At 65.9% G+C, this 17,507-nt stretch carries 17 protein-coding genes and 1 other RNA gene; 12 read left to right on the top strand and 6 right to left on the bottom strand.

All coding sequences use genetic code 11. From position 1 onward, the window contains the following. Window positions 1-5 precede the first annotated feature (5 nt). Window positions 6-749, bottom strand: coding sequence for a sulfite exporter TauE/SafE family protein (locus AC066Y_RS06225; protein WP_478273105.1), 744 nt, complete (start codon window positions 747-749; stop codon window positions 6-8). A gap of 105 nt (window positions 750-854) precedes the next feature. Between AC066Y_RS06225 and AC066Y_RS06230 the strand changes: the two genes are divergently transcribed. Next, window positions 855-1,586 carry an alpha/beta fold hydrolase gene (locus AC066Y_RS06230; RefSeq protein WP_478273106.1) on the top strand — a complete coding sequence of 244 codons (732 nt, stop codon included), beginning with the start codon at window positions 855-857 and terminating at the stop codon, window positions 1,584-1,586. A gap of 19 nt (window positions 1,587-1,605) precedes the next feature. Here the strand turns inward: AC066Y_RS06230 and AC066Y_RS06235 are convergent, their stop codons facing one another. Both AC066Y_RS06235 and rnpB read right to left on the bottom strand, forming a co-directional pair. After that, entirely contained in the window at window positions 1,606-1,785 is a 180-nt protein-coding gene (locus tag AC066Y_RS06235; RefSeq protein WP_176529816.1) for a hypothetical protein, read from the bottom strand. 102 nt (window positions 1,786-1,887) lie between these two features. Next, window positions 1,888-2,302: RNase P RNA component class A (gene rnpB, locus AC066Y_RS06240), an RNA gene on the bottom strand. 147 nt (window positions 2,303-2,449) lie between these two features. Here rnpB and AC066Y_RS06245 point away from each other — a divergent pair. Both AC066Y_RS06245 and AC066Y_RS06250 read left to right on the top strand, forming a co-directional pair. After that, window positions 2,450-2,806, top strand: a complete 357-nt coding sequence (locus AC066Y_RS06245; protein WP_478273107.1) for a YciI family protein — start codon at window positions 2,450-2,452, stop codon at window positions 2,804-2,806. 72 nt (window positions 2,807-2,878) lie between these two features. Then, the gene (locus AC066Y_RS06250) at window positions 2,879-4,114 is read left to right on the top strand and encodes an RNA polymerase sigma factor (protein ID WP_478273378.1); all 1,236 of its coding nucleotides are present in this window, start codon (window positions 2,879-2,881) and stop codon (window positions 4,112-4,114) included. Window positions 4,115-4,197: 83 nt separating this feature from the next. Here AC066Y_RS06250 and AC066Y_RS06255 read toward each other — a convergent pair whose 3' ends face one another. Further along, entirely contained in the window at window positions 4,198-4,422 is a 225-nt protein-coding gene (locus tag AC066Y_RS06255) for a hypothetical protein (protein ID WP_092115929.1), read from the bottom strand. 43 nt (window positions 4,423-4,465) lie between these two features. Between AC066Y_RS06255 and AC066Y_RS06260 the strand changes: the two genes are divergently transcribed. Continuing rightward, window positions 4,466-4,603, top strand: coding sequence for a hypothetical protein (locus AC066Y_RS06260; RefSeq protein ID WP_478273108.1), 138 nt, complete (start codon window positions 4,466-4,468; stop codon window positions 4,601-4,603). A gap of 16 nt (window positions 4,604-4,619) precedes the next feature. Here AC066Y_RS06260 and AC066Y_RS06265 read toward each other — a convergent pair whose 3' ends face one another. Together AC066Y_RS06265 and AC066Y_RS06270 are read right to left on the bottom strand one after the other, a co-directional pair. Beyond that, complete coding sequence (locus tag AC066Y_RS06265; protein WP_478273109.1) at window positions 4,620-5,954, bottom strand: alpha-amylase family protein; 1,335 nt, start codon at window positions 5,952-5,954, stop codon at window positions 4,620-4,622. An 11-nt stretch (window positions 5,955-5,965) separates the two neighbouring features. Continuing rightward, the gene (locus AC066Y_RS06270; protein ID WP_478273110.1) at window positions 5,966-6,829 is read right to left on the bottom strand and encodes an N-acetylmuramoyl-L-alanine amidase; all 864 of its coding nucleotides are present in this window, start codon (window positions 6,827-6,829) and stop codon (window positions 5,966-5,968) included. A gap of 478 nt (window positions 6,830-7,307) precedes the next feature. Between AC066Y_RS06270 and rsmH the strand changes: the two genes are divergently transcribed. From rsmH to ftsW, 8 genes are all read left to right on the top strand, one after another. Beyond that, complete coding sequence (gene rsmH / locus AC066Y_RS06275; protein WP_478273111.1) at window positions 7,308-8,303, top strand: 16S rRNA (cytosine(1402)-N(4))-methyltransferase RsmH; 996 nt, start codon at window positions 7,308-7,310, stop codon at window positions 8,301-8,303. A gap of 2 nt (window positions 8,304-8,305) precedes the next feature. Further along, window positions 8,306-8,758 (top strand): cell division protein FtsL, encoded by a 453-nt coding sequence (gene ftsL / locus AC066Y_RS06280; protein ID WP_478273112.1) that lies wholly within the window; start codon window positions 8,306-8,308, stop codon window positions 8,756-8,758. After that, window positions 8,755-10,527, top strand: a complete 1,773-nt coding sequence (locus tag AC066Y_RS06285) for a peptidoglycan D,D-transpeptidase FtsI family protein (protein ID WP_478273113.1) — start codon at window positions 8,755-8,757, stop codon at window positions 10,525-10,527. The genes ftsL and AC066Y_RS06285 overlap by 4 nt, the downstream gene beginning before the upstream one ends. A gap of 49 nt (window positions 10,528-10,576) precedes the next feature. Further along, a complete protein-coding gene (locus AC066Y_RS06290; RefSeq protein ID WP_478273114.1) occupies window positions 10,577-12,034 on the top strand; it encodes a UDP-N-acetylmuramoyl-L-alanyl-D-glutamate--2,6-diaminopimelate ligase in 1,458 nt (485 codons plus the stop codon). Continuing rightward, complete coding sequence (locus tag AC066Y_RS06295; RefSeq protein WP_478273115.1) at window positions 12,031-13,464, top strand: UDP-N-acetylmuramoylalanyl-D-glutamyl-2,6-diaminopimelate--D-alanyl-D-alanine ligase; 1,434 nt, start codon at window positions 12,031-12,033, stop codon at window positions 13,462-13,464. The genes AC066Y_RS06290 and AC066Y_RS06295 overlap by 4 nt, the downstream gene beginning before the upstream one ends. A gap of 10 nt (window positions 13,465-13,474) precedes the next feature. Next, on the top strand, window positions 13,475-14,581 hold the full coding sequence (mraY, locus tag AC066Y_RS06300) for a phospho-N-acetylmuramoyl-pentapeptide-transferase (protein WP_016846578.1): 1,107 nt from the start codon (window positions 13,475-13,477) through the stop codon (window positions 14,579-14,581). Window positions 14,582-14,589: 8 nt separating this feature from the next. Next, window positions 14,590-15,990, top strand: coding sequence for a UDP-N-acetylmuramoyl-L-alanine--D-glutamate ligase (murD, locus tag AC066Y_RS06305; protein WP_478273116.1), 1,401 nt, complete (start codon window positions 14,590-14,592; stop codon window positions 15,988-15,990). Window positions 15,991-16,310: 320 nt separating this feature from the next. Continuing rightward, window positions 16,311-17,462: a putative lipid II flippase FtsW gene (gene ftsW, locus AC066Y_RS06310; RefSeq protein WP_176529825.1), complete on the top strand. Its 1,152-nt coding sequence runs from the start codon at window positions 16,311-16,313 to the stop codon at window positions 17,460-17,462. Window positions 17,463-17,507: the final 45 nt, after the last annotated feature.

Genomic DNA, 17,507 nt, shown 5'->3' on the forward strand with positions numbered 1-17,507 from the left:
GTCGGCTATTTCGGCGCCAGCCCGTTCCACACCAGCGCCACGCCGGACAGGAGCAGCAGCACCAGCACGACGTCGGAAAAATTGCGGTCGCTGAGTGCGTGATACAGCCGGGCGCCGAGCCAGGCGCCGAGCAGCGTCCCCGGAAACGCGCAAGCCACGAGCCAGATCAGTTCGGGCTTCACCAGGCCGCTCGCGATCTGGACCAGAAGCGCGGCCGCCAGGATCGTGAAGTTGAAGATCTGAAACACGCCGCGCCGCTGCTGCTTGCCCCAGCCGCGCAGGCTCGCCCACAGGATCGGAAGCGGACCGGACAATCCGGCGAGGCCGCCGAGGATGCCGCCGGCAAATCCGATCGCGCCGTCGGCCCATTTGCCGCCGAAGGCGATCGACATCGGCTTGCGCTGCAGGAACAGCAGGGTCGGGAACACCAGCAGGAAGACGCCGATCGTCAGCTTGAAGACCTCGGGGTCGGCGCGGGCGATCAGCAGAATGCCGATCGGCACGCCGGCGAGGCCCGCGATGACGAACGGCCAAACCAGGCGGAAATCGATGCTCTTCCAGATCGACGGCAGCGTCGACACCTGTGCGATCACCGAGCAGACCAGCACCAGCGGCACCGCAAGCGTCGGCGGCAGCACATAGAGCCAGATGCCGAGCGCCATCAGCGCGGTGCCGAAGCCGGCAAGACCGGAAACGAAACCGCCGGCAAGCGCGCCGAAGAACAGGACCGCGTAGCTTGCCGGGTTCATCCTCGTCTCGGTGTTTTGTTCATTGCCGCGACGTTTACACGACGCGGGTGGCGGGTACACTTCAAAATCGCGGCTCATCAACGATAATCGAAGTGGAAGCATCCCATGACTGCGAGTGTGTCGACTGCGCGTTCGTCCAAAACCTTTCTGGTCTGTCACGGCGCCTGGTCGGCCGGATGGGCGTGGAAGAAAATGCATCCCCTGATGCAGGCCGGCGGGCACCGGCTCGTCACGCCGAGCTACACCGGGCTCGGCGAGCGCGCGCACCTTGCGCATCAAGGGCTCGACCTCGAGGCGCATATCCAGGACGTGCTCGGCGTCATCTCCTACGAAGATCTGCACGACATCGTGCTGGTCGGCCATTCCTATGGCGGCATGGTCGCGACCGGCGTCGCCGATCGGGTGCGCGAGCGCATCTCGCAGCTGATCTATATCGACGCCTTCGTGCCGCGCGACGGCCAGTCCCTATTCGACCTCAACGCGCCAGCCATCGAGACCATGCGCGAGCTCGCGAGCGACGGCGACGGCTGGCGCATCCCGCCGATGCCGACGCCGCCGGATACGTCTCCCGCAGATGTCGAATGGCTCACCGCGCGCCGCGTCGACATGCCGATCAAATGCTTCGAGCAGAAGCTGAAGCTGCAATATGGCGAGACGAATTTGCCGCGCAGCTACATCTACGCCACGCGCACCACCCAAGCCGATACGTTCGGCCAGTTCGCCAGGCGCATCAAGAATGAAGCCGGCTGGCGCTATTTCGAGATCGACGCCAGCCACTCGCCGAACGTCACGGCGCCCGAGGCGCTGATGGCGCTGCTGCAGGAGATCGTGGCCTAGTGTCCGAAGTCGACGGCTTCTACTTTTCTGAGTCGCTATCCTTGAGTTGAATGCCCTCGGTCCGCAGAGCCGCGAATAGCGCTGCGATATCGTCGGGCTCCATGCTGTTCGGGCACAGGCCGTTGAGCTGTTCGGTCGTGATCGTGCCGGTGGTCCTGGCGATATCTCGCGCCTTCGCCATGATCTTCTGAAGGTCCATCTGCGATCCTCCGCGGGGGCATTCTAGCAAATGGGATGCACGCGCGGCGGCCAAAAATGGCGAAGGGCCCGGCGTGTTGCGCCGAGCCCCTCATACTCCAAAAATATCAGCCGGCCTGTAAGCCGGGTTCTGTAGGGCACCATTCTCGCGAATGGTACGCGACGGCCATTCCTCTGGGGCAAGGTTTGCACCTTGCCTCGAGCAACCTACCCGGACAGCGGGCCTGACATCGCCCTGCGGTGTTATCGCGCGTGCGCGAACTAACCGCGTTGCCGTCCCTATTCGGTTTTGCTCCCGGTGTGGTTTGCCATGCCGTCTCCGTTGCCGGAAACGCGGTGCGCTCTTACCGCACCTTTTCACCCTTGCTTCCTCCGAGGAGGGAGCGGTTCGTTCTCTGTGGCACTTTCCCTGGGGTCGCCCCCGCCGGACGTTATCCGGCACCGCATGTCGATGGAGCCCGGACTTTCCTCCCCCGCGGCCTTTCGGCACCAGCGGGAGCGGCCGTCCGGCCGACTGACCCGCACGGCATGGGCGTTTCCGCCCGATCCGTCAAGCGGATAACGGCGGCCAGGGCGGCCAAAATAATTTATCCTGAAGATGTCGTTTGACCTGCCGCCGGTTCGACTGGGTGTCGGCGATCCAGCCGATCAAGAGGAGAGACGAGATGCAATATTTGCTGCTGATCTACCGGAGCGACGCGCAATACGCCCACATGACCGCTGAGGACCGCAAGGCCCTGACGGCGGAGTACGGCGCCTACACCCAGTCCATCATCCAGAGCGGGCACTTCAAGGCCGGCGACGGGCTGCAGCCGGTGTCGACGGCCACCACCGTGCGGGTTCGTGACGGCAAGACGCTGACGACCGATGGGCCGTTCGCGGAAACCCGCGAGCAGCTCGGCGGCTACTATCTGGTCGAGGCCAAGGATCTCGACACCGCGCTCGGCCTTGCGGCGCGGATTCCCGGCGCCAAGACCGGCTCGATCGAGGTCAGGCCGGTGATGATCTACGACAACCCGTGATGACGCCGTTGTCGCAACATGAATGCAGCGGCCGCGTCACCTGGCGCGGCCGCTGAACGACGATTGATGGCCATGACCCCCAGCCAGATCGAGAAAATCTTCCGCGACGAGGCGGGCCGGGCGCTCGCAACGCTGATCCGTCTCGTCGGCGATTTCGATCTCGCCGAGGATTCCCTGCAGGATGCCTTCGCGGTCGCGCTGCAACGCTGGCCGATCGGCGAATTCCCCGCCAATCCGCGCGCCTGGCTGGTCAATGTCGGCCGCAACAAGGCGATCGACCGCGTCCGCCGCGCGGTTTCGTTCCGCGGCAAGCAGCAGGAATTGACGCATCACTTGTTGCTGGATGCGGAGGCGTCGGCCGAGCCGGCCGATGCGACGCTCGACGACGACATGCTGAGGCTGATCTTCACCTGCTGCCATCCGTCCTTTGCCGCCGAGGTCCAGGTTGCGCTGACCTTGCGCACGGTGTGCGGCCTGACCACGGCGCAGGTCGCGCGCGCCTTCCTGGCGAGCGAGGACGCGATGGCGCAGCGGCTGTTGCGGGCCAAGCAGAAGATCAAGCTCGCCGGCATTCCCTATGAGGTGCCGGAGCGCGAGGCGCTGGAGCCGCGCCTCACGGGCGTGCTTGCCGTGATCTATCTCGTCTTCACCGAGGGCTATGCCGCGACCGCCGGCGAGGACCTGATGCGGCCCGATCTTGCGCGCGAGGCGATCCGGCTGGCGCGGCTGCTCGATCGGCTGATTCCGGCGCGCGGCGAGATCAAGGGCCTGCTGGCATTGATGCTGCTGCACGATGCGCGCCGCGCCGGCCGCCAGACCGCAGGCGGCGACATCGTGCTGCTCGAGGAGCAGGACCGTTCGTTGTGGGATTTTCAGCAGATCGCCGAAGGTGTGAGGCTGGTCGAGGAGGCACTGCAGATGCCCGGCCGGCCGCAATCCTACGCGGTGCAGGCCGCGATCGCCGCGCTGCATGCGCGAGCGCCGAGCTACAAGGATACCGACTGGCCGCAGATCGCCGGTCTCTATGAGGTGCTGCTCCGCATCAACCCGTCACCGGTGATCGAGCTCAATCATGCCGCCGCGGTGTCGATGGTCGACGGCCCGGCGCGTGCGCTCGATCTGATCGACGCGCTGGACGCGCGCGGCAGCCTGAGGGGATACGACCAGCTGCCCGCGGTGCGCGCCGATCTGCTGCGCCGCCTCGGCCGCAAGGACGAAGCGCGGCAGGCCTATCTTGCCGCCACCGCGGCGACGCAGCTTGAGCCGCTGCGACGGCTCTACGCACGCCGGATCGCCGAGATGGGCTGACATCGCCTCATCTCGTGCGTGGTCCGTGAGGGTGCGCCGTTCACGTCAACGATCGTCAGCGCGCTGCGCGGCGTCGAACGTGCTCAGTACCCTGTCTTGGCCTTGGCGCCGGTCGATTGCCCGGTCGTCGTTCCACTCGACATGCCGGTCGTGGTGCCGGGCGCCATCATCTTCTTCTGCGCATGATGGACCTTGTGGGTCTTGTGATGGGTCGACATGGACTTGTCCTGGGTCGACATCGCACCTGCGGCAACTGGAGCCGCGATGAGGCCGATGGCGACAGCTCCGCTGATGAGTGCTTTGAACATGGACGAATCTCCACTCAGACCGCCCCAACTAAGAAGCCGGCATATGGCGAAAAGTTCCATTTTTACGCATGCACTTGGCCGGAAAAGCAACGCGCAGCAGGCCGATCTTGCCGCCACCGCCGCGACGTCGCGCGAGCCGCAGTGTCGGCTCCATGCGCGGCGGCTCGCGGCGATGGGGTGATCTTGCCGCCGCAGCATCAGCACAAATCGGGCTCCACAACGCTCCAGCCATGCCCCGGGACGGTGATCTCGGTCCCGCGTCCTCTTTGTGATGCGACGCCGTCGCCAGCGATACAATGAGCCCTTGCATCGAGCACTCGCATGATGGGCTCGTCTGCCAAATTCAGCACGACCCAGAGCCGTCTCTCGGCGTGCGACAGCTCGAGCAAGAGGTTGGTGTTTTGGACCCCGAGAATGCGGCTTCGCGCGCGATGAAGCCAGCGATGATGTCGCCTCAATCCGATCAGCGCCTGATGCAGGCGATAGGTACGCCAGCCGTATGGTGCCAGGTCGGACGGCGTCGCGGGAAACGGCGGACGAATGGCGTCATCGCCACCCGCCCGGTGCTCCTTGACGCCGCGGAACGCCTGCTCGTCACCGGAGTAGATCGAGGGCGTGCCGCCTGAGGTCAGCAGGATGACGAGTGCATGGGCGAGATGTCGCTCGTCGTGGAGCTGTGTAGCGATGCGCGTGACATCGTGGTTTCCGATGAACGTCTGCGGCACGAAATGATCGAGCATCGCGTCGTGGCGCTTCAAGGCCCAGGACAGTTCAAAAAGATTGCGGTCGTTCAGCGAACTCCAGATCGCCTTCCAAAGCTCGTATTGCGTGACCGCATCGATGCCCGTCTCGTGCACGAATGTCGCATAGTCGCCGTGGATCACCTCGCCGAAGATGTAGGCGGCAGGATGCTTGGATCGCACGTCTTGCAGTACCTGTCTCCAAAACGTGCGTGGCACCGCGTAGGCCGCATCGAGGCGCCATCCGTCGATGCCGCGAGAGAGCCAATGGTTCATCACCCTTGTCACGTGGTCGATCACCACGGGTTCATCATGGTTCAGCGTGACCAGATGGCTATGGCCCTCAAAGGTGGCGTAGCCCGGCAGTTCATCCGTGCGGCCATCTGCTGGCCACGCGAAGCGGAACCAGCGGGCGTCCGGCGATGCCGGTCCACCCCGAAGCGCGCGTTCGAAGGCCGGGAAGCTGCGGCCGACATGATTGAACACGCCGTCGAGGACGACCCGCAGGCCGCGTCGGTCGGCTGCGGCTATGAAGGCATCGAAATCCGCATCGTCTCCGAGCCGCGGGTCGATGCGGAAGTGATCGACGGTGTCGTAGCCGTGAGTGGAGGACGCGAAGATCGGCCCCAGCAGGATGCCGGAGGCGCCAAGCTCGACCGCATAATCGAGCCAGGCCGTCAAGCGGTCCAGGCGCTGCGCGACGCTGCCGTCCGCCCGCGCGTCGCGCTCGGCGCCGACGAAGCCGAGCGGATAGACGTGCCACCACACGGCGGTTTGAATCCAGTCTTGCATCGGCGGACTGCCTACGCCACCGCCGGCTTCGCAGCATCCGGCGGCAGGCTCTCGAGCAGCGCGTGCAGCGTCGCCATGGTGGAGAGGTCGGCGATTCCATCGACGCGCTCGGGGCGGAAGTGACGCTGGAAGGCGGTGACGACCTCCATGGTCGGGCCGTCGAACTTGCCGTTGGTCGGGATGTTGTAGCCGTAGCGCCGGAACGCGGCCTGCATGTTGGAGACGCTGTCGCTGATCGCACCGAGCTGCAGCGCGTCGCCGCGGACGATCGGCGCCGGTTGCACCCAATGCCCGACGCCGGAATTGGCCAGCGAGTGCCAGGGGAACTTCTCGCCGGGATCCTTCTTGCGCCCAGGCGCCACGTCGGAATGGCCGAGCACGCGATGCGAGACCACCTTGCGGCGAAGCATGATGCCGCGGCACAGCGCGATGACGGCCGCGATCTGCCGCAGCGGGAAGTCGGGATAGCCCCAATCGTGGCCGCGATTGACGATCTCGACGCCGATCGAGCAGGAATTGATGTCGTCCTCGCCGGCCCAGGCGGAGACGCCGGCGTGCCAGGCGCGCTTGCTCTCCGGCACGCATTGCACGATGCGGCCGTCCTCGAGCACGATGTAATGCGCCGAGACCTCGGTGCCGGCGGTGCAGAGCTGGGTGATCGCGCCCTCGACATCGGGCATGCCGGTGTAGTGCAGCACGATCATGTCGGGCTGCCGGTTGTTGGCGCGATCGCCGAAATTCACCGACGGGATCACGTCGGAGGCGATCGAGGAATCCGGCGTGAACGTCTCCACGTCGGCCACGCCCTTCGGAACAGGAAGGACGCGCTGACGCTTCGAATCAGCGTTGCCGGACGAGGACGAACCAGAAGCCATACGAATCACTCAAAATCCGAACCAGGAGAAGGCATTTTGACATATGGATAAACAAATAGGCGTTTACTATTCCTTTACCGTGTGGGCCGCGCAATCGGCCCTGCCGGTTCCAAGCTCGGCATGATGCGCCGCGCAAAATAGCGCGAGCGGGGGCCGAGGGTATCATTCGAATGCGGGTCAAAGTCGCGCAATTCCGCTAACCGATCATCAACGTTTTCTTAACGTTAAGTGCCGTTACTGAGAGGTGAAGTGCCGAACCGGTTTCGGGGGACGGCCAAGGTCCGCTGTTGCGCGAAATCCCATGGAAACCCTCCCAATTCCGGTCGGATATCAGGATTTGCGGCCGAGGACGGGAGTTGGCGCTGGGATCACGCAGCGGCCTTTTTGCCGGAACAGCCAGCGCGAGGATTCGAGACGCTATGAGTCGGCGCGCAGCCAGCTTGCATGCCAGTTTCGCGGCCCTGCCCGGGGGCGGCATATGAGCGAGCGTGCTCCCCGTCACATTTCCGTGCTGGGTCGCGAGGCGGTCGCCTATCTCGAGCCGCAGGCCGGCGGCGTCTATGTCGACGCGACCTTCGGCGCAGGCGGCTACAGCCGGATGATCCTCGACGTCGCCGATACGCGTGTCATCGGCATCGACCGCGATCGCACCGCGATAACCGGCGGCTTCGACCTGGTCGATGGCGCCGGCGGCCGGCTGACGCTGGTCGAAGACCGTTTCTCTGATCTCGCCGAGGTCTGCGCCGCGCAGGGAGTGGACCAGGTCGACGGCGTCGTAATGGATGTCGGCGTTTCCTCGATGCAGCTCGACCAGGCCGAGCGTGGCTTCTCGTTCCGCTTGGGCGGTCCGCTCGACATGCGGATGGCGCAGAGCGGCCCGACCGCGGCCGATGTGGTCGCAACCGCGTCCGAGAAGCAACTCGCCGACATCATCTATATCTTCGGCGAGGAGCGACACTCGCGCGGCGTCGCCCGCGCCATCGTCGCCGCGCGCAAGGACGCACCGATCACCACGACCGAGGCGCTCGCCGACATCGTCGGGAAAGTCGTGCGCGCCAAGCCGAACGAGATTCATCCGGCGACGCGGACCTTCCAGGCGCTGCGCATCTTCGTCAATGAAGAGCTCGATGAGCTGCATCGCGCGCTCGCTGCGGCCGAGCGGGTGCTGAAGCCGGGCGGGCGACTTGCCGTGGTCTCGTTCCATTCGCTGGAAGACCGCATCGTCAAGAATTTCCTGAGCGAGCGCGGCAAGGTTTCCGGCGGCTCGCGGCATCGGCCTGAAGTGGCGCAATCCGCGCCGAGCTTTCATATCCTGACCAAGCGCCCGGTGACACCAGGCGAGGCGGAGATAGCAGCCAATCCGCGCGCGCGATCGGCCAAGCTGCGCGCGGCCGAGCGCACTGCGGCGCCGGCGCATGCGGACGACGACCTGCCATCGTGGCCGCGGCTGTCAGACCTGAAGCGGGGAGGCTGACGATGCGCCTCCTCCATCTCCTCGTCATCGGCATGCTGATCTTCGCGGCATCCTACGTCTACCGCATCAAGATGGAATCGACCGCGCGCGTCGAACGCGTGCTGCAGCTCAACGCCGAGATCCGCGAGCAGCGCAATGCGATTGCCACCTTGCGCGCCGAATGGGCCAAGCTCGACGCGCCGCTGCGGCTGCAGGGGCTTGCCGAACGCCATCTGCCGCTGAAGCCGGTCAACGCCAACCAGTACGATTCCCTGAAGAATCTGCCGGAGCGGCCGCCGAGCTTCACGCGGCCCGGTTCGCGAGATCCGATCGGCGCGATGATCGACACCATCGAGGCCGCCGCCGCGCCCGACAGCGCGACCGGATCGATCGAGAAGCCGGCGACCGACCAGCCGGCCGCCGACCAGTCCGCGCCCGCAGAAGATTCCGAGCAGGGCGGGGGAGATCAGCAATGACGGGACCTGCCATGACCGATCCGGCACCCGCCAGCAAGCCGGCCGCAAAATCCGCTGAACCCTGGCGCACGCGGCTGATCCGCACGCTGCTGTACGGAAGCAATGTCGACCGCGCCGCGAAGGCGCGCGCGCGCGTCGGTCTTGCGATCCTCGCCTTTGCCGCGGTCTATTGCGTGCTGGCCGGACGGCTGGTGCTGTTCGCCGTCGGCGCCGACAGCCATGGCGCGCGGCGCACCGCCTCGCAGGACGCGATCGCAACCGCCCGGCCCGACATCACCGACCGCAACGGCGAAATTCTCGCCACCGACGTCAAGGCGCCGAGCCTGTTCGCCGAGCCGCGCCGCCTGATCGACAAGGACGAGGCGATCGAGCTCTTGACCGCGGCCTTGCCCGACCTCGACACCAGCGAAGTGCGCGACCGTCTGTCGTCGCGCAAGGGCTTCGTCTGGCTGAAGCGCGAGATCACGCCGAAGCAGCAGCTCGACATCCATCGCCTCGGCCTTCCCGGCGTCGGCTTCCTGCGCGAGAACAAGCGCGTCTATCCGACCGGCAACGAGGTCGCCCACCTGATCGGCCTCGTCAACATCGACAACCAGGGCATCGCCGGCATGGAGAAGTGGTTGGACAATAACGGTCTGGCCGATCTGCATCGCGCGGGCTTCGCCACCGACCGGCTGCAGAAGCCGGTGGAATTGTCGGTCGATCTGCGCGTCGAGCACGCGCTGCGCGACGAGCTGATCAAGGCGAAGGAGAAGTTCAAGGCCAAGGCCGCCTCCGGCCTCGTCTCCAACGTGCGCACCGGCGAGATCGTGGCGATGGTGTCGCTGCCGGATTTCGATCCGAACAATCCGAAGGAAGCGCACGATCCTGATCGCATCAACCGCCTGACCACCGGCGTCTACGAGATGGGCTCGACCTTCAAGGCGTTCACGCTGGCGATGGCGCTGGATAGCGGCAGGTTCGACCTCAACTCGATGTGGGATGCGCGCGGCCCGCTGCACTACGGCAAGTTCGCGATCCATGACGATCACAACCTGGGCCGCATGATCAACATGAAGGAGGTGTTCTATTATTCCTCCAACATCGGCGCCGGGCGCATTGCGCTGGCGATGGGCGTCGACGCGCACAAGGCCTTCCTGCGCAAGATGGGGCAGCTCGAGCGGCTGCGCACCGAATTGCCGGAGAGCGCCTCGCCGATCGTCCCGAAGAAGTGGGGCGAATTGAACACCGTCACCATCTCGTTCGGTCACGGCATCGCGGTGGCGCCGCTGCAGGCGGTGATGGGCATCGACGCGCTCGTCAATGGCGGCTATCTGATCCCGCCGACCTTCCTGAAGCGCACCGAGCAGGAGGCGATGGCGCTGGCCAAGCGCGTCATCAAGCCCGAGACCTCGGACAAGATGCGCTATTTGATGCGGCTCAACGCCGAGATCGGCACCGCGAAGAAGGCCGACGTCAAGGGCTACTATATCGGCGGCAAGACCGGCACCGCGGAGAAGGTCATCAACGGCCGCTACGCCAAGAAGCGCGTGCTGAACGCCTTCACCGCGATCCTGCCCGCCGACAATCCGAAATATCAGCTCCTGATCATGCTCGACGAGCCGCAGCCCCTGAAGGAGACCTACGGTTTCATCACCTCGGGCTGGAATGCGGTGCCGACCGGCGGCAACGTGATCGCCCGAATTGCGCCGCTTTTGGGCGTTGAACCGCGATTCGACCTGCCGCCGTCCGACCGCCTTATTCTTGCGGCATCCAGAACAACCCAGTAAGGCGTATCATCACGCGGCGCCAGAACGGCGCCGGCCAGACTGGAAGATCATGAGACTTCGCGACCTCTTCAGCGCCGATGCCACGATCGATCCGAGTGCCGACGCGATCGTTGTCGGAGGGCTTGCGGTCGACAGCCGTGCGGTGAAGCCGGGCGACCTGTTCTTCGCGCTGGCCGGCAGCAGGACCGACGGCGCACGCTTCGTCGATGCGGCAATTGCCGCGGGCGCGGCCGCGGTCGCCAGCGACCATCTGCCGCAAGGTCACGGACGCGTTCCGTTTGTCATCACGCCCAATCCGCGCCGTGCGCTGGCGCTCGCCGCCGCCACGTTCTATCCGCGTCAGCCCGCGACGATCGCGGCGGTGACCGGCACCAGCGGCAAGACCTCGGTCGCGGCGTTCACGCGCCAGATCTGGCAGCGGCTCGGTCACTCCTCGGCGAGCATCGGCACCATCGGTCTCGTCTCGGACAAGCGCACCGTCTACGGCTCGCTGACCACGCCCGATCCGATCGCGCTGCATCGCCAGCTCGACGAGATCGCGAGCGACGGCGTCACCCATCTCGCCTTCGAGGCCTCCTCGCACGGCCTCGACCAGTATCGGCTCGACGGCGTACGCATCGCCGCCGGTGGCTTCACCAACCTGTCGCGCGACCACATGGATTATCATCCCGATGTCGCGCATTACCTGAACGCAAAGCTCCGGCTGTTCCGCGATCTCGTCGCGGCCGGCGGCGCTGCCGTGATCTCGGCCGATCACGACTGCTCGCGAGAGGTGATCGATGCAGCACGGGCGCGCGGCCTGCGCATCGTCACGGTCGGCCGCAATGCCGATGCCGGCGAGGGCATCAAGCTCACCGATGCCGCGATCGAAGGCTTTGCCCAGCAGCTCGCGATCGAGCACCGCGGCCGCAAGCACGCGATCCGGCTGCCGCTGGTCGGCGAATTCCAGATCGAGAATGCGCTGGTCGCGGCTGGGCTCGCGATCGGCACCGGCAGCGCCGCCGATGACGTGTTCGGCGCGCTCGAGCATCTCGAAGGCGCCAAGGGCCGGCTGGAATTGGTCGGCGAGCACAATGGCGCGCCGATCTTCGTCGACTACGCCCACAAGCCCGATGCGCTCGCCAAGGCGCTGCAGGCGCTGCGGCCCTACGCAAAGCGCAGGCTGGTCGTGATCTTCGGCGCCGGCGGCGACCGCGATGCCGGCAAGCGTCCGATCATGGGCGCGATCGCCGCCGAGAATGCCGATCAGATCATTGTCACCGACGACAATCCACGCAGCGAGAAGCCCGAGGCGATCCGCGCCGCGATCATGGCGACGGCGAAGGGCGCGCGCGAGATCGGCGACCGCGCCGCCGCGATCCGCGCCGGGATCGCCGGCCTCGAGCCTGGCGATGCGCTGGTCGTGGCCGGCAAGGGCCACGAGGTCGGACAGATCGTCGGCAATACGACGCTGCCGTTCAGCGATCATGAAGCGGTTGCAAATGCATTGGCCGAGGAGGGCGCATGAGCACGATGTTGTGGACCTCGGATGCGATGGTGCAAGCGATGCGTGCCGCCACGCAAGGTACGCTGCCGGACGGGGTAACCGGTCTCTCGATCGACAGCCGCACCATTGCGCCGGGCGATGCGTATTTCGCCATCAAGGGCGACGTCCATGACGGCCATGCCTTCGTCGAGGCGGCGCTGAAGGCCGGCGCCGGGCTCGCTGTGGTCGAAACAGCGCAACGCGACAAATTTCCGGCCGACGCGCCGCTGCTCGTCGTCGACGACGTGCTCGCCGGCCTCGTCGAGCTCGCCCACGCCTCGCGTGCGCGGCTTACCGCGCAGATCATCGCGGTGACAGGTTCGGTCGGCAAGACCTCGACGAAAGAGGCGCTGCGCCGCGTGCTGTCGGCGCAGGGCAAGACCCATGCCTCGGTCGCATCCTTCAACAATCACTGGGGCGTGCCGCTGTCGCTGGCGCGCTGCCCGGCGAGCGCGCGCTTTGCGGTGTTCGAGATCGGCATGAACCATGCCGGCGAGATCACGCCGCTGGTCAAGATGGTGCGGCCGCACGTCGCCGTCATCACCACGATCGAGCCGGTGCATCTGGAATTCTTCGCCGGCATCGAGGCGATCGCCGACGCCAAGGCGGAGATCTTCGCAGGGCTGGAGCCCAATGGCGCGGTCGTGCTCAACCGCGACAACGGGCAATTCGCGCAGCTGCAGAAGCAGGCGAAGAAGGCCGGCATTTCGCGCATCGTCTCGTTCGGCACCGACAAGCGCGCCGAGGCGCGGCTGATCGACCTCTCGCTGCACGCGACCTGCTCGGCGGTGCACGCCGATATCCTGGACCATGACATTACCTACAAGATCGGCATGCCGGGCCGGCACATGGCGATGAACTCGCTCGCGGTGCTCGCGGGCGCCTCGCTGCTCGGCGCCGATATCGCGCGCGCGGCGCTGTCGCTGTCGCAGCTCGAGGCACCGACCGGCCGCGGTCTTCGCCGCACGCTCGAGGTCGGCCATGGCGAGGCGACGCTGATCGACGAGAGCTACAACGCCAACCCGGCCTCGATGGGCGCCGCGCTCAACGTGCTCGGCCAGGCCCCGACCGGACCGCATGGCCGCCGCATCGCCGTGCTCGGCGACATGCTCGAGCTCGGGCCGACCGGACCAGACCTGCACCGCGGCCTCAACGAGGCCGTGACCGCCAACCGCATCGACCTCGTATATTGTTGTGGTCCGCTGATGCGGAATCTGTGGGATGCCCTTTCCACAGGCAAGCGGGGAGGCTATGCCGAGAGTTCGGCGGCGCTCGAAGCGCAGGCGGTCGCCGCGGTCCGTGCCGGTGACGTGATCATGGTGAAGGGCTCGCTGGGATCGAAGATGAAGCTCATTGTCAGCGCGCTGGAAAAACGCTTCCCTGACAAGGCCGCGCACGAAGAAGCGGTATAGGACTTTTTGAATGTTCTACTGGTTGATCGAACTGTCCAACACCGTTCCGGGGTTTGGGGCATTCCGCAGCGCTCTGAACGTGTTCCGCTACATCACCTTCCGCACCGGCGGCGCGATGGTGACCGGCGCGCTGTTCGTGTTCCTGTTCGGGCCCTGGATCATCGATCATCTGCGGCTGCGGCAGGGCAAGGGGCAGCCGATCCGGACCGATGGTCCGCAGTCACACCTGATCTCCAAGAAGGGCACGCCCACCATGGGCGGGCTGATGATCCTGTCCGGGCTCGTGGTCTCGACGCTGCTCTGGGCCAACCCGCTCAATCCCTATGTCTGGATCGTGCTGGCGGTCACGCTCGGCTTCGGCTTCGTCGGCTTCTATGACGATTATCTGAAGGTCACAAAGCAGTCGCACAGCGGCTTCGCCGGCAAGCTCAGGCTCCTGATCGAGGCGGCGATCGGGCTCGCGGCCACCTACGCGCTGGTCCGGCTCGGGCGCGACGTGTCGTCGACCTCGCTCGTGATTCCGTTCTTCAAGGACCTCGTGATCAATTTCGGCTGGTTCTTCGTGATCTTCGGCGCCTTCGTGATGGTCGGCGCCGGCAATGCGGTGAACCTCACCGACGGCCTCGACGGTCTTGCCATCGTGCCGGTCATGATCGCGGCCGCGAGCTTCGGCATGATCTCGTATCTGACCGGCAATGCGGTGTTCTCGGACTACCTGCAGATCAATTACGTCGCCGGCACCGGCGAACTGGCGGTGCTATGCGGCGCGGTGTTGGGCGCAGGCCTCGGCTTCCTCTGGTTCAACGCGCCGCCGGCCTCGATCTTCATGGGCGACACCGGCTCGCTCGCGCTCGGCGGCATGTTGGGGGCCACCGCGGTTGCGGTGAAGCACGAGATCGTGCTCGCGGTGATCGGCGGCCTGTTCGTGCTGGAGGCGGTCTCGGTCATCGTGCAGGTCACCTCGTTCAAGCTCACGGGAAAACGCGTGTTCCGGATGGCGCCGCTGCACCATCATTTCGAGCAGAAGGGCTGGACCGAGCCGCAGATCGTGATCCGGTTCTGGATCATCTCGGTGATGCTGGCGCTTGCCGGCCTCTCCACCCTCAAGCTGCGCTGAGCGTCGCCATGATCCCGGTCACCTCCTTCTCGGGCAAGACGGTCGCGGTGTTCGGGCTCGGCGGCTCCGGGCTCGCGAGCTGCCAGGCGCTGAAGGCCGGCGGCGCGGAAGTGATCGCGGGCGACGACAGTGCCGACAACGTCGCCAGGGCGGCGCAGGCCGGATTCACCACCGCTGATCTGCGCACCGTGTCATGCGCGAATTTCGCCGCGCTGATCCTGACCCCCGGCGCGCCGCTGACCCATCCGGCGCCGCACTGGAGCGTGCTGAAGGCGCGCGAGGCCGGTGTCGAGGTGATCGGCGACGTCGAATTGTTCTGCCGCGAGCGGCGCCGTCACGCGCCGAACGCGCCGTTCGTCGCCATCACCGGCACCAACGGCAAGTCGACCACGACAGCGCTGATCGCGCATCTGATGAAGGTCGCCGGATACGACACCCAGATGGGCGGCAATATCGGCACCGCGATCCTGTCGCTGGAGCCGCCGCGGATGGGCCGCGTCCATGTGATCGAGATGTCGTCCTACCAGATCGACCTCGCGCCGTCGCTCGATCCCTCGGTCGGCATCCTGATCAATATCAGCGAGGACCACATCGATCGCCACGGCACGCTGGCGCATTACGCCGCGGTCAAGGAGCGGCTGGTCGCCGGCGTGCAGCAGGAGGGCACCGCCATCGTCGGCGTCGACGACGGCTGGTGCCGCGACATCGCCGACCGGCTCGATCGCGCCGGCAAGCGCGTGGTGCGCATCTCGGTGAAGAACCCGCTGCCGGACGGTCTTTATGTGGAACACGAGACCATCGTGCGCGCATCGGGCGCGGCGCGCAGCGAGGTGGCGCGGCTCGGCGGCATCGGTTCGCTGCGCGGCCTGCACAATGCGCAGAACGCCGCTTGCGCCTCGGCCTGTGCGCTGGCGATGGGGATCGCCACCGACGTGTTGCAGAACGCCCTGCGCAGCTTCCCAGGCCTCGCCCATCGCATGGAGCAGGTCGGCCGCCGCGGCAACGTGCTGTTCGTCAACGACTCCAAGGGCACCAACGCGGATGCCGCTGCGCATGCGCTGTCGTCGTTTGCCGACATCTACTGGATCGCCGGTGGCAAGCCGAAGGCCGGCGGCATCACGGGCCTCACCGGATATTTTCCGCGCATCCGCAAGGCCTATCTGATCGGCGAGGCGGCAGCGGAGTTTTCCGGCACGCTCGGTGACCGCGTGCCGCACGAGATCTCCGGCACGCTCGATGTCGCGATCGCCAGCGCCGCACGCGATGCGGAAGCGTCGGGACTTAGCGAAGCCGTCGTGCTGCTGTCTCCGGCCTGTGCCTCGTTCGACCAGTACCGCAATTTCGAAATCCGCGGCACCGCCTTCCGCGACATCGTCCAGGCACTGCCGGGTGTGAAGCCGGTGGTGTGACGACTGATTGTAGAATCGTAGGTTGGGTAGAGCGCAGCGAAACCCATCAGATCGCGCCAGGCATTCGCCGTCGTCCCGGCGAAGGCCGGGACCCATAACCACAAAATGATATTGTTGGGCGTCGCTGGAACCACGAGTCCCATTCACTACACTTGCTGCGGCGTATGGGTCCTGGCCTTCGCCAGGACGACAGCTGAGCGTGGGCTCGCAGCAGTGAGCGAGCCTCTCTGCACCTCCCTCAAAAGTTACCCATCCCGTTAACCCCTTGGAAACCATCCTGCGCCACGAATGGACGTTATCTCTGCCATCTGGGGACGCCCATGCTCGCCCGTGACCAACGCACCCCGTTCTCGGACTGGTGGTGGACCGTCGACAAGCTGCTGCTTGTCGCGATCGCCGCGTTGATGCTGGCTGGCGTCATCCTGTCGCTGGCCGCAAGCCCGCCGGTCGCGACCCGGATCGGGCTCGATCCGTTCCACTTCTTCAACCGCCACGTCATGTTCCTGGTGCCGTCGCTGATCGTGCTGATCGGGGTGTCGTTCATGACGCCGCGGCAGATCCGGCGCACCGCGCTGATCGTGTTCGCGGTCTCGATCGTGCTGATTGTGCTGACGTTGCTGATCGGGCCCGAGGTCAAGGGCTCGCGGCGCTGGATTACGCTGCTCGGCGTCAACATCCAGGCCTCCGAAGCCGCAAAGCCCGCCTTCGTCATCGTCGCGGCCTGGCTGTTTGCGGAATCGACCAAGCGGCCGGAGATGCCGGCGACCTCGATGGCGCTGGTGCTCCTGATGACGCTGGTCACGCTGCTGGTGATGGAGCCCGACTTCGGCCAGACCATGCTGATCCTCACGGTGTGGGGCGCGCTGTTCTTCATCGCGGGCATGCGGATGATCTGGGTGTTCGGGCTCGCCGGCGCCGCCGGCGCCGGCCTGTTCGGCGCCTATCTCCTGGTGCCGCACGTTGCGGGCCGCATCAAGCGCTTCATGAATCCGGCCTCCGGCGACACCTTCCAGGTCGACACCGCGATGGAAGCATTCTGGAACGGCGGCTGGTTCGGGCTCGGGCCGGGCGAGGGCATCGCCAAGCGCAGCCTGCCGGACAGCCACACCGACTTCGTGTTTGCGGTCGCGGCGGAAGAATTCGGCATCATCCTCTGCCTGATGCTGGTGGCGCTGTTCGGCTTCATCGTGATCCGCACGCTGACCCGCGCCTATGCTACCGAGGACATGTTCTCGCGCTTTGCAGCCTCGGGGCTTGCGATCCTGTTCGGCGTGCAGGCGACGATCAACATGGCGGTCAATCTGCAACTGATCCCGGCCAAGGGCATGACGCTGCCGTTCATCTCCTATGGCGGCTCCTCGTTCGTCTCGCTCGCCTATGGCGTCGGCATGATGCTGGCGCTGACGCGGCAGCGGCCGCGCACCGAGATCGAATCGATGGAAGGCGCCAGCGCCCGGCGCGCCTACGCATGAGGCTACCCATCGTCATTGCGGGGAGCGCCATGGATTGCTTCCGCC

The sequence above is a fragment of the Bradyrhizobium sp. USDA3010 genome (assembly GCF_056429065.1).